General features: G+C 71.4%; 22 protein-coding genes. 14 read left to right on the forward strand and 8 right to left on the reverse strand.

Features of this window, described 5'->3' with window-relative positions; translation table 11 throughout:
* Positions 1-8 precede the first annotated feature (8 nt).
* The 4 genes from hutI to hutU all read right to left on the reverse strand — a co-directional run bounded on the left by hutI (position 9) and on the right by hutU (position 5,690).
* Positions 9-1,208 carry an imidazolonepropionase gene (gene hutI, locus ACZ5VQ_RS43720; protein ID WP_469109868.1) on the reverse strand — a complete coding sequence of 400 codons (1,200 nt, stop codon included), beginning with the start codon at positions 1,206-1,208 and terminating at the stop codon, positions 9-11.
* 41 nt (positions 1,209-1,249) lie between these two features.
* Positions 1,250-2,611, reverse strand: a complete 1,362-nt coding sequence (locus ACZ5VQ_RS43725; protein WP_469109869.1) for a formimidoylglutamate deiminase — start codon at positions 2,609-2,611, stop codon at positions 1,250-1,252.
* Entirely contained in the window at positions 2,608-3,873 is a 1,266-nt protein-coding gene (locus ACZ5VQ_RS43730; RefSeq protein WP_469109870.1) for an allantoate amidohydrolase, read from the reverse strand. Before ACZ5VQ_RS43730 ends, ACZ5VQ_RS43725 begins: the two co-directional genes overlap by 4 nt.
* 152 nt (positions 3,874-4,025) lie before the next feature.
* Positions 4,026-5,690, reverse strand: a complete 1,665-nt coding sequence (gene hutU / locus ACZ5VQ_RS43735; RefSeq protein WP_469109871.1) for a urocanate hydratase — start codon at positions 5,688-5,690, stop codon at positions 4,026-4,028.
* Between the two features lie 439 nt (positions 5,691-6,129).
* On the opposite strand from hutU, the gene ACZ5VQ_RS43740 reads away from it, so the two are divergent.
* The 6 genes from ACZ5VQ_RS43740 to ACZ5VQ_RS43765 all read left to right on the forward strand — a co-directional run bounded on the left by ACZ5VQ_RS43740 (position 6,130) and on the right by ACZ5VQ_RS43765 (position 11,527).
* Positions 6,130-7,461, forward strand: a complete 1,332-nt coding sequence (locus ACZ5VQ_RS43740) for a type III PLP-dependent enzyme domain-containing protein (RefSeq protein ID WP_469109905.1) — start codon at positions 6,130-6,132, stop codon at positions 7,459-7,461.
* Positions 7,462-7,600: 139 nt separating this feature from the next.
* Entirely contained in the window at positions 7,601-8,965 is a 1,365-nt protein-coding gene (locus ACZ5VQ_RS43745; protein ID WP_469109872.1) for an APC family permease, read from the forward strand.
* A gap of 134 nt (positions 8,966-9,099) precedes the next feature.
* Positions 9,100-9,498 carry a hypothetical protein gene (locus ACZ5VQ_RS43750; protein WP_055617535.1) on the forward strand — a complete coding sequence of 133 codons (399 nt, stop codon included), beginning with the start codon at positions 9,100-9,102 and terminating at the stop codon, positions 9,496-9,498.
* 176 nt (positions 9,499-9,674) lie between these two features.
* The gene (locus tag ACZ5VQ_RS43755) at positions 9,675-10,550 is read left to right on the forward strand and encodes a transcriptional regulator (RefSeq protein ID WP_469109906.1); all 876 of its coding nucleotides are present in this window, start codon (positions 9,675-9,677) and stop codon (positions 10,548-10,550) included.
* Between the two features lie 38 nt (positions 10,551-10,588).
* Entirely contained in the window at positions 10,589-11,068 is a 480-nt protein-coding gene (locus ACZ5VQ_RS43760; RefSeq protein ID WP_362072025.1) for a roadblock/LC7 domain-containing protein, read from the forward strand.
* An 84-nt stretch (positions 11,069-11,152) separates the two neighbouring features.
* Positions 11,153-11,527, forward strand: a complete 375-nt coding sequence (locus ACZ5VQ_RS43765; RefSeq protein WP_359855550.1) for a roadblock/LC7 domain-containing protein — start codon at positions 11,153-11,155, stop codon at positions 11,525-11,527.
* A gap of 14 nt (positions 11,528-11,541) precedes the next feature.
* Here the strand turns inward: ACZ5VQ_RS43765 and ACZ5VQ_RS43770 are convergent, their stop codons facing one another.
* The 3 genes from ACZ5VQ_RS43770 to ACZ5VQ_RS43780 all read right to left on the reverse strand — a co-directional run bounded on the left by ACZ5VQ_RS43770 (position 11,542) and on the right by ACZ5VQ_RS43780 (position 14,807).
* A complete protein-coding gene (locus ACZ5VQ_RS43770; protein WP_384092401.1) occupies positions 11,542-12,126 on the reverse strand; it encodes a hypothetical protein in 585 nt (194 codons plus the stop codon).
* A gap of 102 nt (positions 12,127-12,228) precedes the next feature.
* Entirely contained in the window at positions 12,229-13,116 is an 888-nt protein-coding gene (locus ACZ5VQ_RS43775; RefSeq protein ID WP_469109907.1) for a MurR/RpiR family transcriptional regulator, read from the reverse strand.
* Positions 13,117-13,172: 56 nt separating this feature from the next.
* Positions 13,173-14,807: an aromatic amino acid ammonia-lyase gene (locus tag ACZ5VQ_RS43780; protein ID WP_469109873.1), complete on the reverse strand. Its 1,635-nt coding sequence runs from the start codon at positions 14,805-14,807 to the stop codon at positions 13,173-13,175.
* Between the two features lie 141 nt (positions 14,808-14,948).
* Here ACZ5VQ_RS43780 and ACZ5VQ_RS43785 point away from each other — a divergent pair, with 141 nt between their 5' ends.
* From ACZ5VQ_RS43785 to ACZ5VQ_RS43805, 5 genes are all read left to right on the forward strand, one after another.
* Positions 14,949-15,992: an ABC transporter ATP-binding protein gene (locus ACZ5VQ_RS43785; protein ID WP_469109874.1), complete on the forward strand. Its 1,044-nt coding sequence runs from the start codon at positions 14,949-14,951 to the stop codon at positions 15,990-15,992.
* Positions 15,989-16,630 (forward strand): ABC transporter permease, encoded by a 642-nt coding sequence (locus ACZ5VQ_RS43790; protein WP_055617530.1) that lies wholly within the window; start codon positions 15,989-15,991, stop codon positions 16,628-16,630. The genes ACZ5VQ_RS43785 and ACZ5VQ_RS43790 overlap by 4 nt, the downstream gene beginning before the upstream one ends.
* Before the next feature lies 1 nt (position 16,631).
* Positions 16,632-17,294 (forward strand): ABC transporter permease, encoded by a 663-nt coding sequence (locus ACZ5VQ_RS43795; RefSeq protein ID WP_200396376.1) that lies wholly within the window; start codon positions 16,632-16,634, stop codon positions 17,292-17,294.
* Positions 17,295-17,434: 140 nt separating this feature from the next.
* Positions 17,435-18,367: an ABC transporter substrate-binding protein gene (locus ACZ5VQ_RS43800; protein WP_469109875.1), complete on the forward strand. Its 933-nt coding sequence runs from the start codon at positions 17,435-17,437 to the stop codon at positions 18,365-18,367.
* A gap of 123 nt (positions 18,368-18,490) precedes the next feature.
* Complete coding sequence (locus ACZ5VQ_RS43805) at positions 18,491-18,919, forward strand: hypothetical protein (protein WP_362072454.1); 429 nt, start codon at positions 18,491-18,493, stop codon at positions 18,917-18,919.
* 498 nt (positions 18,920-19,417) lie between these two features.
* On the opposite strand, the gene ACZ5VQ_RS43810 is transcribed toward ACZ5VQ_RS43805, so the two are convergent.
* On the reverse strand, positions 19,418-20,809 hold the full coding sequence (locus ACZ5VQ_RS43810) for a cystathionine beta-synthase (RefSeq protein ID WP_469109876.1): 1,392 nt from the start codon (positions 20,807-20,809) through the stop codon (positions 19,418-19,420).
* 349 nt (positions 20,810-21,158) lie between these two features.
* Between ACZ5VQ_RS43810 and ACZ5VQ_RS43815 the strand changes: the two genes are divergently transcribed.
* From ACZ5VQ_RS43815 to ACZ5VQ_RS43825, 3 genes are all read left to right on the forward strand, one after another.
* A complete protein-coding gene (locus ACZ5VQ_RS43815) occupies positions 21,159-22,190 on the forward strand; it encodes an SGNH/GDSL hydrolase family protein (RefSeq protein WP_361904380.1) in 1,032 nt (343 codons plus the stop codon).
* Positions 22,191-22,476: 286 nt separating this feature from the next.
* Positions 22,477-23,697 (forward strand): acetyl-CoA C-acetyltransferase, encoded by a 1,221-nt coding sequence (locus ACZ5VQ_RS43820; protein WP_469109877.1) that lies wholly within the window; start codon positions 22,477-22,479, stop codon positions 23,695-23,697.
* Positions 23,698-24,023: 326 nt separating this feature from the next.
* Complete coding sequence (locus tag ACZ5VQ_RS43825; RefSeq protein ID WP_469109878.1) at positions 24,024-24,815, forward strand: hypothetical protein; 792 nt, start codon at positions 24,024-24,026, stop codon at positions 24,813-24,815.
* Positions 24,816-24,846: the final 31 nt, after the last annotated feature.

Consider the following 24,846-nt stretch of genomic DNA (forward strand, 5'->3'; position numbering starts at 1 on the left):
GGCTCGCCTCAGGCCACGCGTACGCCCCGCCGCCACACCTGGTCGACCAGCGGTACGCCCGGCCGGTAGGCCAGGTGGACGTGGCTCGGAGCGTCGAGGAACGCGAGGTCCGCGTACGCGCCCGGGGCGAGGCGGCCGACGTCGGTGCGGCGCAGTGCCCGGGCTCCGCCCGCCGTGGCCGACCACAGCGCCTCGTCCGGGGTCATGCGCATGTCCCGTACGGCCAGGGCGATACAGAAGGGCACGGACGACGTGAAGGACGAGCCCGGATTGCAGTCGGTGGAGAGCGCGACGGTGGCACCCGCGTCGAGGAGGCGGCGTGCGTCCGGCCATTCGGCACGGGTGGAGAACTCCGCGCCGGGGAGCAGGGTCGCCACGGTGTCACCGCTCGCGAGGGCGTCGACGTCCGCGTCCGTGAGGTGGGTGCAGTGGTCCGCCGAGGCGGCGTCCAGCTCCACGGCCAACTGCACTCCGGGGCCGTACGAGAGCTGGTTGGCGTGGACGCGCGGGTGCAGACCCTTCGCCTTGCCGGCCGTGAGGATCGCGCGAGCCTGGTCACCGTCGAAGGCGCCCTTCTCGCAGAAGACGTCGACCCAACGGGCGTACGGGGCACAGGCGTCGAGCATCTCGCCGGTGACGAGCGCGACGTATGCGGCGGGGTCGTCGGCGAAGTCCGGGGAGACGATGTGGGCGCCGAGGTAGGTGACCTCGTCGGTGTGCGCGGACGCGATGCGCAGGGCCCGGGCCTCGTCCTCGACCGTCAGCCCGTAGCCGGACTTCGTCTCGAACGTGGTCGTGCCCTGGCGCAGGGCCTCGGCGAGGTAGTGGGTGAGGTTGCGCTCCAGCTCCTCGTCGCTCGCCGCCCGGGTGGCGGCGACGGTCGTACGGATGCCGCCGGCGCTGTAGGCCCGGCCGGACATCCGGGCGTTGAACTCCTGGGTGCGGTCGCCCGCGAAGACGAGGTGCGAGTGGGAGTCGACGAAGCCCGGGATCACCGCGCGGCCACCGGCGTCGACCCGATTGTCAGTGGCGGGTGCTTCTCTTGAATCACCGGTCCACGCGATGCGGTCGCCGTCGATGACGACGGCCGCGTCCTGGATCAGACCGAGGGGGGAGCCGTCACCGAGGGAGGGATCGTTGGTGACCAGACTGGCGATGTTGGTGATGACGGTCGTCGTGCCGTTCGTGGTGCTGCCTGTGCTGCTCATGGCGTCCTTGTCGGGGCTCGGGCTGGGGACAGGGGCGGGAATCAGGCGCGCAGGGCTTCGACGGCGTCGGCCAGGGCCCGCGGGACGTTCGGCACGAGGGCATGGGCCCCGTCGCGTACGACATGGCGGCCGCCCACTACCGTGTGGCGCACGTCCGCCGCGGTCGCCGCGAATACAGCCGTCTCGGCGCCGAGCCGCGGCACCGGCCCCGCTGTTCTGACCGAGTCGAGCGCGATCGTCGTGAAGTCGGCGAGCGCGCCGGCTTCGAGCGTGCCCGCGTCGTCCCAGCCCAGGGCCGCATGACCGTCCGCGGAGGCGGCGCGAAGGAGCGCCGCCGCCGTCCAGTGGCCGCGGGTGCGGGTGCGCAGGCGCTCGTTCAGCTCCATGGCGCGTGCCTCTTCGAGCAGGTCGATGACGGCGTGGCTGTCGGAGCCGAGGGACAGCGGCGAGCCCGCCCGCTGGAGCGCTACGGCCGGTCCGATGCCGTCGGCGAGGTCGCGCTCGGTGGTGGGGCACATGCAGGTGCCGGTCGTGGAGCCGCCGAGCAGCGCGATGTCCTCGTCGGTGAGGTGGGTGTTGTGGACGCCCGTGGTGCGCGGGCCGAGCACCCCGTGGTCGGCGAGCAGCCGGGTCGGCGTGCAGCCGTGCGTCTCCAGGCAGGCGTCGTTCTCCGCCGTCTGCTCGGACAGGTGCACATGGAGCGGGGCCCGCCGCTCCTCGGCCCACCGCGCCACGGTCTCCAACTGCCCCGCGGGCACGGCCCGTACGGAGTGGATGGCGGCCCCGATCCGTGCGTGATCCCGGTCCTTGAGAACTGAACAGCGTTCGGCCCAGGCCTCCGCGGTGCCGTCGGAGAAGCGGAGCTGGTGCCGGTTCGGGGGCTGCCCGGTGCGCTTGTTGAGGAGGCCGGCGGCGAGGTAGGCGGTGTCGAGGAGGGTGATGCGGATGCCCGCCTCGGCGGCGGCCTCGACGAGGGCTTCGCCCATCGCGTTCGGGTCGGCGTACGGGGTGCCGCCCGGCGCGTGGTGGACGTAGTGGAACTCGCCGACGGCCGTGATCCCGGCGAGGGCCATCTCGGCGTACACCGCACGGGCGAGCGCGTGGTACGTGTCCGGGGTCAGCCGGTCCGCGAAGGAGTACATGATCTCGCGCCAGGTCCAGAAGGTTCCTGAGCCCACCTGGACGGTGCCGCGCAGGGCGCGGTGGAAGGCGTGGCTGTGGGCGTTGGCGAGACCGGGAAGGGTCAGCCCGCGCAGGATCTCGGCGCCCGGGGGCGGGCCGTCGACGCCCGTGCGGACGGCGGCGATCCGCCCCTCCGAGTCCACGTCCAGGGCCACGCCCGGCTCGACGAAGGAGTCGAGCCAGGCGTGCTCCAGCCAGTAGGTCGTGCCTCGCGCGCTCACGTGCAGGCCAGCCCTTCCAGTACGTCGGCGAGTGCGGTCACCCCGGCCACGCAGTCGTCCTCGGCGGCGTACTCGGCCGGCGAGTGCGAGACGCCCGTGGGGTTGCGTACGAACAGCATGGCGGTGGGGATGGATCCGGAGAGGATCCCGGCGTCGTGTCCCGCGCCCGTTCCGAGCACGGGGACCTTGAGCTCCGCTTCCTTCTCCCTGCCCAGAATGCGGGCGATCTCGTCCCGCAGGGCGTGCTCGAACTCGACGACGGGGGTGAACGACTCCCTGACGATGTCCAGTTGGACCCCGTGTTCGTCGGCGTACTCGCGGGCGGCCTTCTCGATGCCGCTCACGACCGTGTCGAGGGTCGCCTGGTCGGCGGCGCGGGAGTCGAGCCAGCCGCGCACGAGGGACGGGATGGCGTTGACGCCGTTCGGCTCGACCGAGATCTTGCCGAAGGTCGCCACGGCACCCGCGAGCCGCGCCTCCCGCCGGGCGGCGAGCACGGTCTCGGCGTAGGACAGCATCGGGTCGCGGCGGTCCACGAGCCGGGTGGTCCCCGCGTGGTTGGCCTCGCCCCGGAAGTCGAACCGCCACCGCCCGTGCGGCCAGATGGCGCTCGCGATGCCGACCTGGTCGCCGGAGAGGTCGAGGGCACGGCCCTGCTCGACGTGCAGTTCGACGAACGCGCCGATCCGGGCCAGGCGCTCGGGGTCGGCCCCGATGGCGTCCGGGTCGTGGCCGGCGGCCTCCATGGCCTGCGGAAGGCTGACCCCGTCACCGTCCCGGAGCTGCCGCGCCTGCTCGACGGTCAGCTCCCCGGCCGCGAGCCGGGACCCCACACAGGCCAGCCCGAACCGGGCCCCTTCCTCGTCACCGAAGTTCACGATGGCGAGGGGCTTGGTGAACTCCGGGTTCCTGCTCCGCAGTTCGTCCAGCGCGGCGAAGGACGACACGACACCGAGGGGGCCGTCGAAGGCGCCGCCGTCCGGGACGGAGTCCAGGTGGGACCCGGTGACCACGGCGTCCCCGGCCGAGGGGTCCCCGAGCCAGGCCCACTGGTTCCCGTTCCGGTCCAGCTCGTAGGTCAGTCCCCGCGTCCGGGCCTGCTCCTCGAACCAGTCCCGGCAGTCACGGTCGGCCCCGGTCCAGGCGAACCGCCGGTAGCCACCGGAGTCGGGGTGGCGCCCGATGGGCTGCAGCTGCCGCCACATGTCGTGGAAGGAGGGAGGCGCTGAGCGCGGCTGAGCCTTCGAGTCCGCTCCAGGCATTTTCAGCCCGTCCGGCGATTGAGGACGAGGCCGTTCAGGCCGATCGGGGGTCTGGGGGCGGAGCCCCCGGCGGGGTCCAGGGGCAGAGCCCATGGTTTCGGGAAGGGGCGGGGTGGGGGAAGAGGAGTCCCGCTCTCCACCGAACGGCAGGCTCACGCGGACTCGCCTTCCCGCATGGGAACCCGCACGCCCCGCTCGTCAGCGACCGACTCCGCGATGTCGTACCCGGCGTCCACATGCCGAATGACACCCATCCCGGGGTCGTTCGTCAGCACCCGCCGGATCTTCTCCCCGGCCAGCTTCGTACCGTCCGCCACCGACACCTGCCCGGCGTGGATGGACCGCCCCATCCCCACACCGCCACCGTGGTGGATGGACACCCAGGACGCCCCGGAGGCCACGTTCACCATAGCGTTCAGCAGTGGCCAGTCGGCGATCGCGTCGGAGCCGTCGAGCATGGCCTCGGTCTCCCGGTAGGGAGAGGCGACGGACCCGCAGTCGAGGTGGTCGCGCCCGATGGCGAGGGGAGCCTGCAGCTCACCGCCGGCCACCATGTCGTTGAACCGCTCGCCCGCCTTGTCCCGCTCTCCGTAGCCGAGCCAGCAGATACGGGCGGGCAGGCCCTGGAAGTGCACGCGCTCGCCGGCCAGCTTGATCCACCGGTGCAGGGACTCGTTCTCCGGGAAGAGGTCGAGGATCGCCTTGTCCGTCTTGTGGATGTCGGAGGCCTCGCCGGACAGGGCGGCCCAGCGGAAGGGGCCCTTGCCCTCGGAGAAGAGGGGGCGGATGTAGGCGGGGACGAAGCCGGGGAAGGCGAACGCCCGCTCGTAACCGGCAAGTTGGGCCTCGCCCCGGATGGAGTTGCCGTAGTCGAACACCTCGGCACCGGCGTCCATGAAGCCGACCATGGCCTCCACGTGCCGGGCCATGGACTCGCGGGCACGGGTCGTGAACCCGGCCGGGTCCTTCGCGGCGTACGAGGCCATGTCGTCGAAGTCGACGCCCACGGGGAGGTAGGCCAGCGGGTCGTGGGCCGAGGTCTGGTCGGTCACGATGTCGACGGGGGCGCCCTCGGCGAGCATGCGCGGCAGCAGTTCGGCGGCGTTGCCGAGGAGTCCGATGGAGAGCGGGCGGCGGGCGTCGCGGGCCTCGACGGCGAGCTGGAGGGCGTGCTCCAGGGAGTCGGCCTTCACGTCGAGGTACCGGTGCTCGATGCGGCGCTCGATGGCGCGCGGGTCGACGTCGATACAGATCGCGACGCCGTCGTTCATGGTGACGGCGAGCGGCTGGGCGCCGCCCATGCCGCCGAGGCCGGCGGTGAGGGTGATCGTGCCCGCGAGGGTGCCGCCGAACTTCTTCGCGGCGACGGCGGAGAACGTCTCGTAGGTGCCCTGGAGGATGCCCTGGGTGCCGATGTAGATCCAGGAGCCGGCCGTCATCTGCCCGTACATGGTGAGGCCGAGGGCCTCCAGGCGGCGGAACTCCTCCCAGTTCGCCCAGTCGCCCACCAGGTTGGAGTTGGCGATGAGGACGCGCGGGGCCCACTCGTGGGTCTGCATGACGCCGACGGGCCGGCCGGACTGGACGAGCATCGTCTCGTCCTGCTTGAGGGTGCGCAGCGTACGGACCATGGCGTCGAAGGAGCGCCAGTCGCGGGCGGCCTTGCCGGTGCCGCCGTAGACGACGAGCTTGTCGGGGTGCTCGGCGACCTCGGGGTCGAGGTTGTTCTGCAGCATCCGCAGCGCGGCTTCCTGCTGCCATCCCAGGGCGCTCAGTTCCGTACCGCGCGGTGCTCGGACGGGGCGGGGTCCTGACATGGTCTGCCTCCTGGCGGCTGGTGAGTGCTCCGGGTGGTGCCGGTCATTCAGTCGATATTCACATCCTGATCTCCTGAATAGAACTAGTCAATACCTCCGTGGGCCAGCACGGGCGCGGCGCGGATGTTTGGCTGGATGTATGGCGGCATACACAGGCACGGGAGACGCGGACGCGACGGGCGAAGAACCGGACGGATCTCCGAAGGGTCCGGTCGCATCTCCGAAGGGTCCGGTCGCATCTCCGAAGGTCCCGGGCGGATCCCCGAAGGGTCCGGACGAGGTTCCGACGGGGCTGAACAGGGTTCCAACGGGGTCGGACAGGGTTCCGACGGGGCCGGACGGCGTTCCGCACGGACCGGGCGGAGGTCCGGACGAGGAGCCGGGAGGCGCTCCGGACGGGGAGCCGGGACGCACTCCGGAAGGGGAGCCGCGCCCGGCCCTGGACGGGGGCCTGCGGCGGGACGAAGCCGTTCGCGCGGCCGTGGAACAGGGGCTGGTCGGTCCCGGCACCCCCATCGTCGGGCTCCTCGACATCACCGGTATCCGGGCCTCGGCGGCGGCCCTGCACGCGGCCTTCGACGCGGTGACGGCACCGGGGACGCCCGTGCTGCACGCGTTCGCGGTGAAGGCGACCCCGCTCGTGCCGGTGCTGCGGCTGCTGCACCGGGAGGGCATCGGCGCGGAGGTCGCGAGCCCGGGCGAGCTGGCCCTCGCCCGCGCGGCCGGGGTCCCGCCGGCCCGTACGGTCCTCGACTCGCCCGCCAAGACCCCGGCGGAGCTGCGGGAGGCGCTCGCCCTGGGCATCGCGGTCAACGCGGACAACCCGCAGGAGCTGGACCGCCTCGACGCGCTCGTACGCTCGGCCTCGACCCGCTCCCCCATCGGGATCCGAGTGAACCCGCAGGTCGGCGGGGGTTCGATCGGAGCGCTCTCGACGGCGACGGCGACCTCGAAGTTCGGGGTGGCGCTGCGGGACGAGGGGGCGCGCGAGTGGGTCGTGCGGGCGTATCTGGACCGGCCGTGGCTGACGCGGCTGCACGCGCACTCCGGTTCGCAGGGGATGCCGCTCGAACTGATGGCACGCGCGGTCGCGGAGACGTACGGGCTGGCGGAGGAGATCAACGAGCGGGCCGGGCGGCGGCAGATCGACACCCTCGACATCGGCGGCGGACTGCCGGTGAACTTCGGGTCGGACGCGCACACGCCCACCTACGAGGAGTACGCGCGGCTGCTCGCGGAGACCGTGCCGGGGCTGTTCGACGGGCGGTACGGGCTGGTCACGGAGTTCGGGCGGTCGCTGCTCGCCAAGCACGGGGTGGTGCTGGCGCGGGTCGAGTACGCGAAGTCGGCCGGCGGGCGGGCGATCGCCGTGACGCACGCGGGGGTGCAGGTGGCGGCACGCACGGTGTACGCGCCACGGTCCTGGCCGCTGCGGGTGGCCGCATATGACACGAAGGGGCGGCCCAAGGCGGGGCCCGACGTGGTGCAGGACGTGGCGGGTCCCGCGTGCTTCGCGGGTGACCTGCTGGCGGAGGGGCGCTCGATGCCGTTGCTCGAACAGGGCGACTACCCGGCCGCGTTGGACACGGGCGCGTACTACTTCGCGCACCACTACGCGTACAACTCCCTCGCGCGGCCCGGGATCTACGGCTTCGGGCCCGACGGGGCGGGCGGGGTGCGGTTCGCCGTGGTGCGGACGCCGCAGACGCTCGACGAGATCGTGGCGGAGTCGGGAGGGGCGCATGCGGGGTCGCTGACCGGCATGCTCTGAGGCGCCCGACGACGTGCCCACGCGGGTGCGAAGCTTCGATGAAGCTCTGAGAAAGCTCTGAGACGAGGTCCCACAGGCATCCCGCGGGCGCCCTCGGGAAGAAATCCCCCGGACGGATCACCGATCGGGGGAGGTTCTCTTGTCCACCGCAGAAACCACCGCGGGCACACCGTCGCCCGCCGAGGAGCCGGGGCTCAAGCGGGTCCTCGGCCCCAAGCTGCTGATCCTCTTCGTGATCGGCGACATCCTCGGGACCGGCATCTACGCCACCACCGGCAAGGTCGCCGGAAAGGTCGGCGGGGCGCTGTGGCTGCCGTTCGCCATCGGCTTCGTCGTGGCGATCCTGACGGCCGCGTCGTACGTGGAGCTGGTCGGCAAGTATCCGAAGGCGGCCGGGGCGGCGCTCTACACACAGAAGGCGTTCAAGGTCCCCTTCCTGACCTTCATCGTCGCGTTCATGGTGATGTGCTCGGGCCTGTCGTCGGCGAGCGCGGCGGCCCGCGCCTTCAGCGGCGACTACCTGTCGGAGCTGACGGGCGACGCGCTGCCGCCGACGCTCGTCGCGATCTGCTTCATCCTGCTGCTGGCCGCCCTGAACCTGCGGGGCGTGTCGGAGTCCGTGAAGACGAACGTGGTCCTGACGCTGGTCGAGCTGACGGGCCTGGTGATCATCCTCGCGATCGGCGCGTGGGCCGTGCTGAACGGCGACGGGGAGCCGTCCCGGCTGAGCGAGTTCGAGGCGAGCGGCACCGGATACGCCCTGATGACAGGGGTGTTGGGCGCGACGGCTCTCGGCTTCTTCGCGTTCGTCGGGTTCGAGGACTCGGTGAACATGGCCGAGGAGACGAAGGATCCCGTCCGCACCTTCCCGCGGGCGATCTTCGTCGGCGTGGCGGTGACGGGCACGATCTACGTTCTCGTGGCGCTGGTCTCGTCGCTCCTGGTCGACTACAAGGTGCTGGAGGGTTCGAGCGGCCCGCTGCTGGAGGTCGTGAAGGCGGGCGGTGTCGACTTCCCGCACAAACTCTTCGCGCTCATCGCTCTGTTCGCCGTCACCAACTCCGCGCTCATCAACATCATGATGGCCTCGCGCCTGTGCTACGGCATGGCCAACGAACGCATCCTGCCGCGTGGCATGGCCCGCGTCCTGCCCACGCGTCGCACACCCGTGGTCGGCATCGCCTTCGTGACGCTGCTCGCGATCGGGCTGGTCTCCACGGGCGAGATCGAGGGCCTGGGCGACACGACGTCGTTCCTGCTCCTGTGCGTGTTCGCGGTGGTCAACATCGCGGTTCTCGTACTGCGCCGCGACCCCGTCGACCACCAGCACTTCCGTACGCCGACCGTGCTTCCGGTGCTCGGCGCGCTCACCGCCCTGATCCTCGCCAGTCCGCTGGCCGACCGCCCCGCGGACGTCTACATCCGCGCCGGGGTGCTGCTGGCCGTCGGGGTGGGCCTGTGGGCGCTGAACAAGGTGGTGCTGCGTGTAAGGAGCGAGGACTGAAAGAGAAAATCCACACACTCTAGCCAGCCGCTGGCATGTTCCTCAGGAAAATGCCAGAACCATCACCCCTCGCGCACACGTTGCGTAGTTTCGGCGTCACTCAGCCGAACCACAACGGGCGGGAGGGAAGCACCGTGCCCGGAATCGACGAGTGCCTGCTGGAGGCCATGAGACTGCCCGGAGCCCGGGGAGCCTCGGTGGTCGACTGGACCAGCGGACTGGCTCTTGGCACGGTCGGGGACTCACCCAACGGAGACCACGAGGCCACCGCGGCCGAGGCGGCGGAACTCGCCCGCCTGGCGGCGGAGCACAAGGCCTTCGCCCCCGAGGAAGGAGCCGACTGGTCCGGCGGTCAGCCGCCGGTCGAAGATCTCATCATCTGCAACAAGGACAGCTACCACGTCCTGCGTTTCGTCCGTACGACGTTCGACAGCAGTGTGTTCCTGCATCTGTGGCTGGGTCGTTCGGACGGCAATCTCGCCCTGGCCCGCATACGCCTGGGCGAGATGGCGGAACGGCTGGTGGTGGGGTGACCACGGTGGAGGCACGCCCCCTGCCCGGCCGCGACAGAGCCGACGACGGCAGAGCCGATGGCAACACGGCGGATCCCGTCAGGACGGACCACGTCCCGGCGGGTCGCACCACCCCGGACCGCGGCTCCCCGAACCGCGCGGAACCCCGGTCCGGCATACCGCCCACCCTCAGCCCGATGCTCAGCCGTCTCGCCGAGGAGCGCGCCACCGGCGTCCTGACGCGGGAGCGCGGTGTGCTGTATCTGGTCGAGGGCCAGGTCGTGCACGCCGAGAGCCCGGCGACACCCGGGCTCGACGTGCTGCTCACCACCCGCGGCGCACTGGGCTCGGACGGCTGGTGGGAGGCGGTCTCGGAGGCGGGGGCCGAGCGGCGGGTCGGACGGTTCCTGGTGGACAGCGGGCGACTGACGGCGGGCGCCCTTGAGCTGTGCCACCTGGGCGCGCTGTACGACGCGGCGTTCTTCACGCTCGGCCCGAGCAGCGGTCCGGCGCGCTTCCGGTACGGGGTCGCGCACTGGATCGGTCCCGTGCGGCCGGTCTCCGTGGACGCGGTGGAGCGGGAGACGCTGCGGCGCCGCGAGCTGCTGCACCGCATCTGGCCGGAGCCGGGCACGGACACCGAGCCGCTCGTACGGACCGGCCGTGCCGTCGACTCGATCCTCCCTCCGCGTCAGCGCACCGTCCTCGACCAGGTGGACGGTGAGCGCACGGCGTCGGACATCTCGCTGGTGCTCGGCCGTCCGGGGTTCCACACCCTGGTCGACCTCCGGCGGCTCGCGGCCGCCGGGATCGTGACGACGCGATCGCCGACGGTCGCGTCCGGGCCGCTCCCGTCCGGGTCCCTCGCGTCCGGTCCGGACGAATCCGGGCTCGCCGAATCCGGGCCGGTCCCGTCCGGACCGGACGGAGCCGGGGCGCCGGAAGCATCCGTACCACCCCCCTTGCCCCCCGTCTCCATGGTGGTCGCGCAGGCCGCGGAGGCGGCGCAGGCGTCGGCCGATCCCGACGTCGCCCTGCTGCGCCGGCTCAGAGACGCCTTGGAGGCCTTGTGATCCGCGCGCTCCGACAGCGTGCCGAGAGGAGACAACTGATGGCGGCCGAGGCCGAAGTCCTCGACGAACTACACCGGTTGCGGGCCCGAGTGCCCCAGCTGACGGGTGCCCTCGCGGCCAGCGTCGACGGCCTCGTGCTGGCCCAGGACACCCCGGGCGTGGAGGCGGAGGGACTCGCCGCGCTCACCGCCGCCGCGCTGGGAGTCGCCCTGCGCATGGCGGACGCGACCGGGCAGGGCGATTTCCGCGAACTGCTGGTGCACGGCGAGCACGGCTATGTCGCGACCTACGCAGCGGGACCGTCCGCCGTGCTGACGCTGCTGGCCGGCGACCGGGCGAACGTCGGCCGGCTGCACCTCGAAGGGCGCCGCTCCGGCACCCGCATCGGGGAGCTCGTCGAGGCCGCGGCCGAGAGCCGGCCCGCCCCGGCCGCGCGGGCCCCAAAGCCCACCGCGCCCCGCACCCGAACCGCGCGCGTCGCGCGCACCACCACCGAGCCGACCGGCAAGAGCCGTTGAGCACCGGCAACAGCCGTTGAGCACGGATCCACCGGACCGCACTCACCGGTCCGACCTCACCGAACCGAAAGGACGGGCACGACCATGGCCAACACCGAAACCGCTCTGAAAGAGGCACTGGCCTCCATCGAGGGCGCGACCGGAGCCGCTCTCGTCGACTACACCAGCGGCATGGCGCTCGGCACGATCGGCGGCAGCAAGGGCTTCGACCTCACGGTCGCGGCGGCCGGCAACACCGATGTCGTACGCGCCAAGATCCGCACCATGGAGCACCTGGGCCTCAAGGGCGACATCGAGGACATCCTGATCACGCTGTCCGACCAGTACCACCTGATCCGCCTGATCAAGGGCCGCGGCGGCAACGGTCTCTTCCTCTACCTGGTGCTCGACGCCAAGCGCTCCAACCTCGCGATGGCCAGGCATCAACTGAAGAGGATCGAGGCGGATCTGGAGGTCTGACCCCGCCCCGAGGCTCAGACGAGCACGCCACCCCGACGCCGCGCCCCACCGGGCGCGGCGTCGCCCGCGGCGATCCCCGTGGCGCGATAGCCCTTGACCCGCTTGCCCGCCGGAACGCCGGCGCCGCGCCCGAGCCAGTCGACACGGACCCAGACGAGCGACTCGGCCGCCCGTTCGAGCCGTCCGATCCGGGCCGCCTTGAGGCGAAGGCCCGCCCCGGCTCCGGCGAGCAGCATCCCTCCGGCCGCGGGGACGGCGAACGCCGAGCCCAGTGCTCCCACGAGGGCGAGCAGCAGCCACCACCGGTGCCCGCGCCGCCAGTTCCGTACGGTCACGGCCCGGTCCTGGAGCACATCGTGCTTCCCGGCCCGGGCGGCCCCGCCGACCAGCGCCACGTACCGCTTGTGCCGTACCAGGGCCACCACGGCCGCGGTGATCAGGAAGAGCGCGGCTCCCGCCATCACCCCGATCCGGCGCCCGGTGATCCCGGGCACCAGCACACCCACACCCGCCGAGATCACTCCGAGCCACCACAACGGTGCCGCCCCGGCCCGTACGACGACGGCCACCCGCGCCAGTCCCTGCCCTCCGCGCGTCACGATCCGCTCCTCACCGACTCATCGACGCCTCTTTTGGGCACGCAGGTTAGCGAGCAAAAGTGAGACACGTCTGAGAGCGCCCAAAAAAACCACGCGGTACCGCTACTCGACGAACAGGCCCCGTGCGGCGGCCCGCGCGTCGAACTCCTCCAGGCGTGCCTGTGCCTGGGGCAGCCCGTCGCACATCGCCTCAAGGAGCACCCGCCCGAGCAGCATCGGCGCGCACGCCGTGTCGAAGGCGAGCCCGGTCCCGACGGCGGCGGGCAGCAGCAGGTCGGACACCTTGGCCACCGGCGCGAACGCCGAGTCCGCCACGGTGACGACGGTCAGCCCGGCCTCCTTCGCGTAGGCCAGCGTGTCCACGACCTCCCGCGGGTGCCGGGGCAGCGCGAAGCACAGCAGGGTCGTGGCCCCGGCCCGTACGGCCGAGTCGATCCGGTCGTGGACCATCGTGCCGCCCTCGTGCAGCAGCCGTACGTCCGGATGGACCTTGGCGGCGAAGTACGCGAAGCCGTAGGCCTGGGACGCGGCGGCCCGCAGTCCGAGGACGGGCAGCGGCCGTGAGGCGGCGAGCAGCCGTCCCGCCCGCTCCACGGGACGCGGGTCCGCGAGCACGGAGGCGAGATGGCGCAGGTTCTCGATCTCGGCCTCGACGGCCTGCTGGTACTCGTTGTACGAGCCCGTGTCCGCCGCGGGTTCGGCGGGCGCGACCTCGCGCAGGTGCTTGCGCAGCGCCGGATAGCCGTCGAAGCCGAGGGCCACGGCGAAACGGGTGACGGACGGCTGGCTGACCCCGGCCAGCTCCGCGAGCTCCACACTCGACAGGAACGGCACCTCGGCGGCCCGCCGCACCATGCTGTGCGCGATGCGCCGCTGCGTGGGGGTGAGCCGGTGGCCCTCGAAGAGCGTCTGCAGACGCCCGGCAGGACTGTCCGTCACACCCGCGCTCCCGTCGCCTGCGCCCGTCTCGCCGGCCGGGCCCGTGTCCATGCTCGTGTCCATGTCACTGTCCATGCCCATATTCACGCTCATGTTCCCGTCCACGCTCATGCCGTGCTCCCCCTCCAGATGTCCGTGAACCGGTCGAGCAGCGCGGCCGCCGCCGTCACGTCGTCCGTGAGCGGCCGGTCGGTCGGGTCCGCGTCGAGCACCGACTCGGCGAGTTCCAGCGCCCGCGCCACCGGCAGCTCCGGATCGGGCCGCAGCTCGCGCTGGCGCAACGCCCGTACGGCGGCGACGAGTTCGCAGCCCACGACGAGCCGGTACGCATCGCACGCGCGCAGCGTCTGACGGGCGGCGAGCGAGGCGAAGCTGGCCTGCTCCTCGACGCCCCGGGAGAGTACAGCGTGGCCGAGCGAGGCGGGCGCGGAGAAGGCCCGCAGATCACCGAGGGCGGCCCCGGCGGCGTACTCCAGGATCATCACGCCGGAGGAGGCGGGCTCGTGGTCGGCGAGGAAGGGGCGCAGCCGGGTGTAGGCGGGTTCGTTGAGGGTCGACAGGCGGGAGGTCGAAAGGCGGGCCACCTGGGTGAGGGAGAGCCTGAAGTGGTCCAGGGCCAGGGCGAGTTGGGCCTGGTAGAAGCCGCCGTGGTGGTAGGCGGCCATGTCCTCGGCGCAGATCAGCGGGTTCTCGGCGGCCGCGTTGATCTCGACGGCGAGGACCTCTTCCAGGGCGTCGGCGGCGTCGTGCGCGGGCCCGTGGATCTGCGGCAGACACCGGAATCCGTACGGGTCCTGGATCCGGCCGAGCGGCGGCGTCGGGTGGTCGGCCGCGCCGATCAACTGCCGCATGCGGCGGGCCACTTCGCTCGAACCGCGGTGCGGACGCGCGGCGTGCACGGGCGCCGCGTAGGCCTCGTACGAGCCGTCCACCGCGACCAGTGACAGTGCGGCGACGACCTGTGTGGCCCCGATGAGCCCGCGCAGTTCGTGCAGCGCGAGGGCCGCCTGTCCGAGGGTGAGGGCGTTGCTGCTGATCAGCGCGAGGGCGTCGTTGTTGTCGAGCGGCTGGGGCTCGGGCGCCCCCACGGACTCCGGCGTACCGGTGACCGCGCCCGTGGCCGCTCCCGCGATCGCCCCGCCGAGCACGCCGCCGCCCACACTTCCCGAGGCACCGGCGCCCACGACCGCGCGCACACCGGTCGACGCGTCCGCACCCCGCCAGGGGTGCTCCCCGGCCAGCGCCAGCCCCAGCTGCGCGAGCGCCGCGATGTCCCCGGTCCCCACCGAGCCGAACTCGTTCACGACGGGGTACGCACCGGCCTCCAGCGCCTCGCACAGCGCCGTGACGACGGTGGGCCGCAGGCCCGCGCCGCCCGCGAGGAGCTGGTTCGCACGGACGGCGAGCATGGCCCTGACCTGCCGGGCGGGCAGTTCCTCGCCGATGGCGCCGGCGTGGCTGCGCAGCAGACGCAGACCGTGTTCGGCGGCCGCCTCGGTCGGCACGTCCTCGTTCCGGTTGGCGCCGACCCCGGTGGAGCGGCCGTACACGCGCCCGGTCGCGGCGATCCGCCGGGCGGCGTCCCAGGATTCCTCGACGCGTTTCATCGCCTCGGTGCCCGGAACCGGCCGCGCGGTCCCGTCGGCGAGCCGTACGACGTCGGCGACGCCGGTGCTGCAACCGTCCAGCACCACGAGGCCGGTGGTCACCGCACCCGGTGCGTCCACATCCCGAGACGACATAGAGCGCGAACTCCCCTCAATCCGGACATTGGATCTTGCCTGACGGTCATAAGTAACCGGCGATTAACACCGAACCGTTGACAACCTATTCAGATACAGAGAACTCTGCATGACGATATGCAGCCGGGCAAGGGACACCTCATGATCCAGTTCGACGCGGTCCACAAGCGCTTCCCGAACGGCACCACAGCGGTCCACGACCTCTCCCTGGAGATGCCAGAAGGCGGCGTGACCGTCCTCGTGGGATCTTCCGGTTGCGGCAAGACGACCACCCTGCGAATGATCAACCGCATGGTCGACCCGACCTCCGGGACCATCCGGGTCGGCGGCCGTGACGTGCTGGACCAGGACGCCGCCGACCTTCGCCGTTCCATCGGTTACGTCATCCAGCAGTCGGGCCTCTTCCCGCACCGCACGGTCCTCGACAACATCGCGACCGTGCCGCTGCTCCTCGGCCACGGCCGCCGCAAGGCACGGGCCCGGGCCGCGGAGCTCCTGGAGACGGTCGGCCTGACCGCCGAGTCCGGGAAGCGCTACCCGCACCAGCTCTCCGGCGGCCAGCAGCAGCGCGTCGGCGTGGCCCGCGCGCTCGCCGCCGACCCGCCGGTACTCCTGATGGACGAGCCCTTCGGCGCGGTCGACCCGGTCGTGCGAACCCAGCTCCAGGACGAACTGCTGCGGCTCCAGAAGGAGTTGAGCAAGACGATCGTCTTCGTCACGCACGACATCGACGAGGCGGTACGGCTCGGCGACCAGATCGCGATCTTCCGCACCGGCGGCCACCTCGTCCAGTGCGCGACCCCCTCCGAACTGCTGGCCCGCCCGGCCGACGACTTCGTCGCGGACTTCCTCGGCGCGGAGCGCGGCCTGAAGCTCCTGTCCCTGACACCGCTCAAGGGCATACCGCAGGCGCCGGCCCCCGAGGGCGGCACCTGGGAACTGGCCCTCGACGCGGCCCGAAGGCCCCTGCACTGGCGCGCCAGGAACACCGGGGACACCGAACTCCCCGTACGGCCGCTGCGCGACACCGACTCCCTGCTCGCCGCGCTCAACGAGTCCATCGCCTCCCCGACCGGACTCGTGGCCCGCGTCGACGCCGACGGCGCCCTCACCGGCGTGACCTCGCGCGACGAGATCCACCAGCACGCGGGCCAGGCCCACGCGGAAGCCCGGGTGGCCTCGTGACCATCGACTGGTCGTGGATAGGCGACCACACCGACGACCTCACCACCCTGACCGTCTCGCACCTCCAGGCGGCCCTGTCCGCGGTCTTCTTCGGCCTGCTGATCTCCCTCCCGCTGGCCGTGGTCGCCCACCGGATCCGCCCCCTGCGCGGCGTGCTCCTGGGCCTCTCGAACGTCCTCTTCACGATCCCGTCGATCGCGGTCTTCGTACTGCTCCTCCCGGTCTCCGGCCTGACCCGCACCACCACGGTCGTCGGCCTGACGATCTACACCCTCGTCGTCCTCCTGAGGAACACGGTCGAAGGCCTCGACTCGGTCCCCGCGAAGACGAAGGAGGCCGCGAAGGCCATGGGCACACGCCCCCTGCGCGCCCTCCTCACGGTCGAGCTCCCCCTCGCGCTCCCCGTGATCATGGCGGGCGTCCGTATCGCCACGGTCATGTCGATCTCACTGGTCTCCGTGGCCACGTACATCGGCGACGGCGGCCTCGGCCAGCTCTTCACGGACGGCTTCCAGCGCAACTTCCCGACCCCGGTCATCGCCGGCGTCGTCCTGACGCTCCTGCTGGCCCTGGTCGCGGACGCGCTCCTGGTAGCCGTCCAGTACGTACTCACCCCGTGGACGAGGCGGCGAGCCTGACATGTACGAACTCTTCAAGGACCTCGGCGACTGGCTGGTCAGCGGCGAGCAGTGGACCGGCCCCGACGGCATCGGCCACCGCCTCGCCGAACACCTCCAGTACTCCCTCCTCGCCACCCTCGTGGCCGCCGCGATCGCCCTCCCCCTGGGCCTGCTGATCGGCCACACGGGCAAGGGCGCGTTCCTCGCGATCAACCTCGCGTCCTTCGGCCGCGCGCTGCCCACCGTCGGCCTGGTCGTCCTCGTCTTCCTGGCGAGCGGCCTGTCGATGTGGCCGGTGTACGTGGCGCTGGTCGCCCTCGCCGTCCCGTCGATCGTGACGAACACGTACGCGGGCATGACCGCCGTCGACCCGGACGTGAAGGACGCGGCGCGCGGCCAGGGCATGCGCTGGCACCAGGTCCTGTTCCAGGTCGAACTGCCCCTCGCGCTCCCGCTGATCATGACGGGCCTGCGGCTGGCGCTGATCCAGGTGGTGGCCACGGCCACGATCGCCGCGTACGTCTCCTTCGGCGGGCTGGGTCGGTATGTGTTCGACGGGCTTGCGCAGCGGGATCTTGTGCAGGTGCTGGGCGGGGCGGTGCTCGTGGCTCTGGTTGCCGTTGTCCTCGACCTCGGCCTGAGCGGCCTCCAGCGGGTGCTGTTCCGTCATCGCCCCGCGTGACCCCGCCGCTGACGCCGTCCTGACTCCGCGGGCCGTATGCGGCCGGTCGCGCCCACGCGGCGGAGCCACAGTCTGCCAAGCCCCGCGCCCCTGACGGGGCGCCCCTCGACCTCTGCAACTCCCCTCAGGAGCTTCCTCCCATGAATCGACGTACTCTCCTCGGCGGGCTCTTCGCCGCCGCGTCCGTTCCCGCTCTCGCCGCGTGCAGCAGCGGGATCACCTCGCTCGACGGCGGGGGCAGTGCCGGTGGCGGAGGCGGGTCCAGCAAGGACGGTGTCACCATCGGCACCGCCAACTTCACCGAGAACCAGGTGCTCGGCTTCCTCTACGCGGCCGTGCTGGAGGCCGCCGGTGTGAAGACGAAGGTCCGCCCGAACCTCGGCACCCGCGAGATCCTCATCCCCGCCCTCAAGGGCGGCGACATCGACCTGCTCCCCGAGTACCAGGGAGCCCTCCTGCACTACCTCTCCCCCAAGGCGGAGGCGACGGAGGAGGGCGAGATGCAGAACGCCCTCGCGATGGCGCTGCCCGCCGGGCTCCAGGTGCTGCCGTACGGCAAGGCCGAGGACTCCGACGCGTTCGTCGTCACCCAGGAGACGGCCGACAAGTACGGTCTGGTCTCCCTCGCCGACCTGAAGAAGGAGAACGGCAAGCTCGTCATCGGCGCCGCGCCCGAGGTGAAGAAGCGCGAGGTCGGCTCGGTGGGCCTGAAGGACGTGTACGGGGTGGAGTTCAAGGAGTTCAAGTCCCTCGACTCCTCCGGACCGCTGGTGAAGGGCGCCCTGAAGAAGGGCGACGTGGACGTGGCGAACCTCTTCACCACCGACACCGACATCGTGGCCAACAAGTGGGTCGTCCTCACCGACCCCAAGAACCTCATCCCCGGCCAGCACATCGTCCCCCTCATAGCCGACCGCAGGGCCGACTCGACGGTCCGCAAGGCCCTCGCCGAGCTGGGCAACGTGCTCACCACCGCGGATCTGACCGAGCTGAACCGTCAGGTCGACAAGGACAAGAAGGACCCGGAGGACGTGGCGAACGCGTACGCGAAGGAGAAGGGCCTGACGAAGTAGGGCCTGAGCCGGCGGGACCCGTCGGCGGCGGCCCCACCTGGTGGGGAACAGCCCAGCAAGGACAGGGGGGCTAACCCCCGTGCCAACCGGGCTCCGGCTCTCTACCGTTGGATTATGACCGGTATGGAAGCCCGCGACGCCGAACTCAAGAAGGAACTCGACGCCACCTTGCACGCACGCAAGGAACTGGGCGAAGAGTACGAGTCCGCGCTGGTCGACTCGTTCCTGGAAAAGGTCGAGCAGCGCCTGGACGGCGCGGTCGACCGCCGGGTGCGTCGTCAGCTCGCGGAACAGCAGATGGTGGTGGCCCGGGGCTCGCGCTCCCCGCAGGGATCCTCCGATTCCTTCGGCGAGCGCTTCGGCTTCGGCATCGTCTCGCTGGTCCTCGCGATCCCCCTGTCCGCGATCGGCGGCGGAGTCGCGGACCTGCCCGGCCTCCTCGTCGCCTGGGCGGGCATCGCGGGGGTCAACGTGGTCCAGGCCGCACGCAACTCGCCGAACTTCTTCGGCCGCCGCCGCAAGTCCTCCCAGGACAGCGAGTGGGAAGAGTGAGCCACCGCTGACCGCCAACGCGCCCCGTAAGGGGCGCGGGGCTGTGACAATTTGCGGCTCCGCCGCGTGGGCGCGACCAGCCCTCACCGGCCCGCAGCACAGCAAACGACCCAAAAGCGGAACACCCAAACGCCAAAGGGGCCCGGTGCCGCAAGGCACCGGGCCCTTCGCGAGCTTGCGCGGGGACCGCCGCACCCCCGTTGCCGGGGGGCGGGACGACGGCGGTCCCCGCGAGGGACGCGGGCCGGGTCAGGGCCAGGCTTACGCGTCCGTGGCGTCCATGGAGGTCCGGGAGCCGCTCCGGAGGTCCTTGGCGCCGTTTCGGTGCCGGCCGGGGCGGGGAGCCGCTCCCGCCCTTGCCGACATCCACCAATGTGCCGGACGCGTGTTAAGCGTGTGCTGCGCGGACGTGACGCGCTCGTACCACTTCCACGAAGTTCCGCCGTGATCGCTCACACCGGAAGTTCCCCTCCGGGGTGCGCAGTTCACCGGACGTTCCTACTGACGTCCGCCCTTGGCCAGGAAGGACAACAGGTCCTGCCGGCTGACGACACCGGTGGGCTTGCCCTCGACCAGGACGATCGCCGCGTCGGCGCCACCGAGCACGGTCATCAGGTCGCCCACGGGCTCACCAGAGCCGACCTGGGGCAGCGGCGCCGACATGTGCTTCTCCAGCGGGTCGGAGAGCGAGGCGCGCTGGGTGAACAGCGCGTCGAGCAGCTCCCGTTCGACCACGGATCCCACGACCTCGGCGGCCATCACGTCCGGGTGACCCGCGCCCGGCTTCACGATCGGCATCTGCGAGACGCCGTACTCCCGCAGCACCTCGATGGCCTCGCCGACCGTCTCGTCCGGGTGCATGTGGACGAGGGACGGGATGGCCCCGTGCACCTTGTCGCTCAGGACGTCGGCGACGCGGGCGCTGGGCCCCTCGTCCTCCAGGAACCCGTAGTCGGCCATCCACTCGTCGTTGAAGATCTTGCTGAGGTATCCGCGCCCGCTGTCGGGCAGCAGCACGACCACGACGTCGTCGGGGCCCAGCCGCTCGGCGACGCGCAGCGCGGCCACGACGGCCATGCCGCAGGAGCCGCCGACGAGCAGCCCCTCCTCCTTGGCGAGCCGCCGGGTCATCTGGAAGGAGTCCTTGTCGGACACGGCGACGATCTCGTCGGCGACGGTCCGGTCGTACGCGGTCGGCCAGAAGTCCTCGCCGACGCCCTCGACGAGGTACGGGCGCCCGGAGCCGCCGGAGTACACGGACCCCTCGGGGTCGGCGCCGACGACCTGGACCTTCCCGTCACTGGCGTCCTTCAGGTACCGCCCGGTCCCGGAGATGGTGCCGCCGGTGCCCACACCCGCCACGAAGTGGGTGATCCGCCCGTCCGTCTGCTCCCACAGCTCGGGGCCGGTGGAGTGATAGTGCGAGAGGGGATTGTCGGGGTTGGAGTACTGGTCGGGCTTCCAGGCACCGGGCGTCTCGCGCACGAGCCGGTCCGAGACGTTGTAGTACGAGTCGGGGTGCTCGGGATCAACGGCGGTGGGGCAGACGACGACGTCCGCGCCGTACGCCCGCAGCACGTTGATCTTGTCGGTGCTCACCTTGTCGGGGCACACGAAGATGCACTTGTAGCCCTTCTGCTGAGCCACGATGGCAAGGCCCACACCGGTGTTTCCACTGGTCGGCTCGACGATTGTGCCGCCCGGCCGCAGCGCGCCGCTCTTCTCGGCGGCCTCGATCATGCGCAGGGCGATGCGGTCCTTCACGGAACCGCCGGGGTTGAAGTACTCGACCTTCGCGAGGACGGTCGCCTGGATGCCGGCGGTCACGCTGTTGAGCCTCACCAGCGGGGTGTTGCCGACGAGACTGATCATCGAGTCGTGAAATTGCACCGTTGTCTCCGGAGCTGAAAAAGAAGTGGTTGGGGTGGTGTCGTCAGCCTAGAGCCTGTCCGGCAGTTCCCGTCGTCGCCCGGAGGGCGGCCTCGCGGCGTCAGGTGCGTGCTCTCGGCGTGCCGGGCGTAGATCCTCGTACTGGACGTACTTGGGTCTGCGCCCGGTGCGGCGAGAGTGCGTGCATGGCGTCGCGAGGCTGGGGGCACCTCCCGGCCGGAGGCTGGGGGAGGGAATTGCCGGACAGGCTCTGAGCCCCCTCCTGGGCGTTCACGTCTCGTTGAGATTGGCCGACGGTCTGTACGGGGCAAGCAGTGGGTGTACGGCAAAGAGGAGGTGGCGGCTACGCATGACGAGCTTGTCAAGAGCGAGGGTGGCACGCCGGATCGCCGCGGGCGCCGCGTACGGCGGCGGCGGGATCGGTCTGCTGGGCGCGGCGACGGTCGGAGTGGTACTGGCCGAGGTCCAGCTGGCGAAGCGCCAGGTGGGGAACGGCCACAGCCCCCATCCGCCGAGCGCGGACGGGCTGTACGGGTATGTGTACGCCGGCTCCGAGGAACCGTTGCGCCTGACGATGCTGGGTGACTCCACGGCGGCGGGGCAGGGCGTGCACCGGGCCCGCCAGACACCGGGAGCGCTGCTCGCCTCCGGGCTCGCGGCGGTGGCGGAGCGGCCGGTGCGGCTGCGGAACGTGGCGCTGCCCGGCGCGCAGTCCGACGACCTGGACCGCCAGGTCGCGGTGGTTCTCGGGGAGCCGGACGGAATCCCCGACGTATGCGTGATCATGGTCGGCGCGAACGACGTGACGCATCGGATGCCGGCGACGCGCTCGGTCCGTCACCTCTCGGCTGCGGTACGGCGTCTGCGCACCGCCGGTGCCGAGGTGGTCGTGGGCACGTGCCCCGACCTCGGCACCATCGAGCCGGTCCAGCAGCCGCTGCGGTGGCTGGCGCGGCGGGCCTCGCGGCAGCTGGCGGCCGCCCAGACCATCGGGACGGTGGAGCAGGGCGGGCGGACGGTGTCGCTGGGCGACCTGCTGGGGCCGGAGTTCGCGGCGAATCCGCGGGAGCTCTTCGGGCCCGACAACTACCACCCCTCCGCCGAGGGCTATGCGACGGCCGCGATGGCGGTGCTGCCCACGGTGTGCGCGGCGCTGGGCCTGTGGCCGGCGGAGGAGGAGCGGCCGGACGTCTCCCGTCGGGAGGGGTTCCTGCCGGTGGCTCGGGCCGCCGCGGAGGCCGCGTCCGAGGCGGGTACGGAGGTCACTGCGGCCATGCCCACAGGTCCGCGTGCCCCCTGGGCCCTCCTCAAGCGACGCCGCCGCCACCGTGTCCCGGCCACGGACCCGTCTCCGACGACGACCAGGGAACCGTCCGCCTGACCGGGCCCTTTCTCGCCCCCGCCGCCCCTACCCATTCCCTTCCCCTGGGGGCTGACGCCCCCAGACCCCCACTGAAATTCAGCCTCTCCGGCGTTTGAGGAGCGGGGGTTCGGGGGCAGCGCCCCCGAGTAGTGACGGGAATGGGTAGGGGCGGCGGGGGCGAGGAAAGCAAGCGCTTAGACAAATGCGGCCGGAGTCACACACCCACACCCGTGACCTCGCCCATACGTCCGGGTAACTTCCCAGACAGGTCCGCCTACACCCCCGTACGCCAATGGAGCCGTAGATGCCCGAAGCCGTGATCGTCTCGACCACCCGCTCCCCCATCGGCCGCGCTTTCAAGGGCTCCCTCAAGGACCTGCGCCCCGACGACATCACCGCCACGATCATCCAGGCGGCCCTGGCCAAGGTCCCGGAGCTCGACCCCAGGGACATCGAGGACCTGATGCTCGGCTGCGGCCTCCCCGGCGGCGAGCAGGGCAGCAACCTCGGCCGCATCGTCGCCGTACAGATGGGCATGGACCACCTCCCGGGCACCACCATCACCCGCTACTGCTCCTCCTCGCTCCAGACGACCCGCATGGCCCTGCACGCCATCAAGGCGGGCGAGGGCGACGTCTTCATCTCGGCGGGCGTGGAGATGGTGTCCCGCTTCACGAAGGGCAACTCCGACAGCCTCCCGGACACGCACAACCCCCTCTTCGCGGACGCGGAGGCCCGCACCGCCGAGGTCGCCGCCAGCGAGGGCGCGAGCTGGCACGACCCGCGCGAGGACGGCATCGTGCCCGACCCGTACATCGCGATGGGCCAGACCGCGGAGAACCTCGCCCGTATCAAGGGCGTCACCCGCCAGGACATGGACGAGTTCGGCGTCCGCTCGCAGAACCTCGCCGAGGAAGCCATCAAGAACGGCTTCTGGGAGCGCGAGATCACCCCGGTCACGACCCCGGACGGCACGGTCGTCTCCAAGGACGACGGCCCCCGCGCCGGCGTCACCCTCGAAGGCGTCCAGGGCCTCAAGCCGGTCTTCCGCCCGGACGGGCTCGTCACGGCGGGCAACTGCTGCCCGCTGAACGACGGCGCCGCCGCCGTGGTGATCATGTCCGACACGAAGGCCCGCGAGCTCGGCCTGACCCCCCTCGCCCGGGTCGTCTCGACCGGCGTCACCGGCCTCTCCCCCGAGATCATGGGCCTCGGCCCGGTGGAGGCGTCGAAGCAGGCCCTGGGCCGCGCCGGCCTGACCGTCGACGACATCGACCTGTTCGAGATCAACGAGGCGTTCGCCGCCCAGGTGATCCCCTCCTACCGCGACCTGAACATCCCGCTGGAGAAGCTGAACGTGAACGGCGGCGCGATCGCGGTCGGCCACCCCTTCGGCATGACCGGCGCCCGCATCACCGGCACGCTCATCAACTCCCTCCAGTTCCACGACAAGCAGTTCGGCCTGGAGACGATGTGCGTCGGCGGCGGCCAGGGCATGGCGATGGTCATCGAGCGCCTGAGCTAGCACCGGGAGCCGGCACGGCAGCCACCACAGGAACCGGCGCCCGAACCGAAGCGCCGCACCTGTAACCGCAGTTGGACTCAGCGTGACCGAATCGGCCCGGAACCCCGCAACCACCGGGGCTACGGGCCGATTTGTGATCCAATCTCCCCCAGGATGTGACCTATCTCCCTCCGGAGAGGGATTTACGCAGGTCAGAGCCGTTACGCAACCAAACATCAGGGCTAAAGTCCTGTCCCTTTCGTGACGTTACGCACTGACAGCTGGTTAGTCCGCCCTTCAAGCTGATGTAGGAAGTCGGGGGTCGACTTTGAACCGGGAGTACGTCAGTGAGCACCACGTCTCTTGCTCTGCTGCTCGCCACAGCCACCACCACGGCCGTGGGCGTCGCCGTTCTGCGCACCCTGCTGGCGCTGCGCCGACAGGTCGCGGCTCTGCACACCCAGCTCGCCGAGAGCCGTGCCACCGCCGTCCGCGGTCTCGTGCCGTCCGCGCGCTCGACCACGGACACGGACGAGATACGCGCCGCCGTGGCCGAGGCGCTCGCCGAGGAGCGGGAGCGGGAGCTCGCCGAGGCCCGGGCGTTCTGGGCCGCCCAGGAGGCGCGTGACGCCTCGGACGCGCCCACCCTGCTCGGCCTGCCGGACAGCGATCTGTTCCTGCCCCGGCAGTCGGACTTCGCGGGCCTCGAACACCTGGAGCCGGTGACCGAGCCTGCCGCCGACGCCGACGAGTTCGCCGGGGACTCCCCCGAACTGGCCGCGGCCCGCCGCCGTCACCCCTCGCACCCGGACTTCGTACCGGTCCAGTCACCGGGCGTGAACGACCACGAACGCACGGTGTCCTGCCTGGAGGAACTGGCCGAGTCCCGCACGGAACTCACCGACATCCGCCCCGGCCCCCTCGGCACCCTCGACGTCTATGTCTTCGCCGACGGCACCACCCTCTGCATGACCCCGGGCCACCGCGAAACGGCCGAACGACTCGCCGACTCCCTCCGCACCGGCCACCCCCCGGTCCTCCTGGGCGGCTCCGGAGTCTCGGGCGCCTACGCCCTGACCTTCGAATGCGCGGACGAAAACGTCTACGTCCTGGCGGACAGGGTCATAGCCTCGCTGTAGCCCTTCACCTCCAGGGCTCAGCGACGCGGGA

The sequence above is a fragment of the Streptomyces sp. NPDC033178 genome (assembly GCF_055577685.1).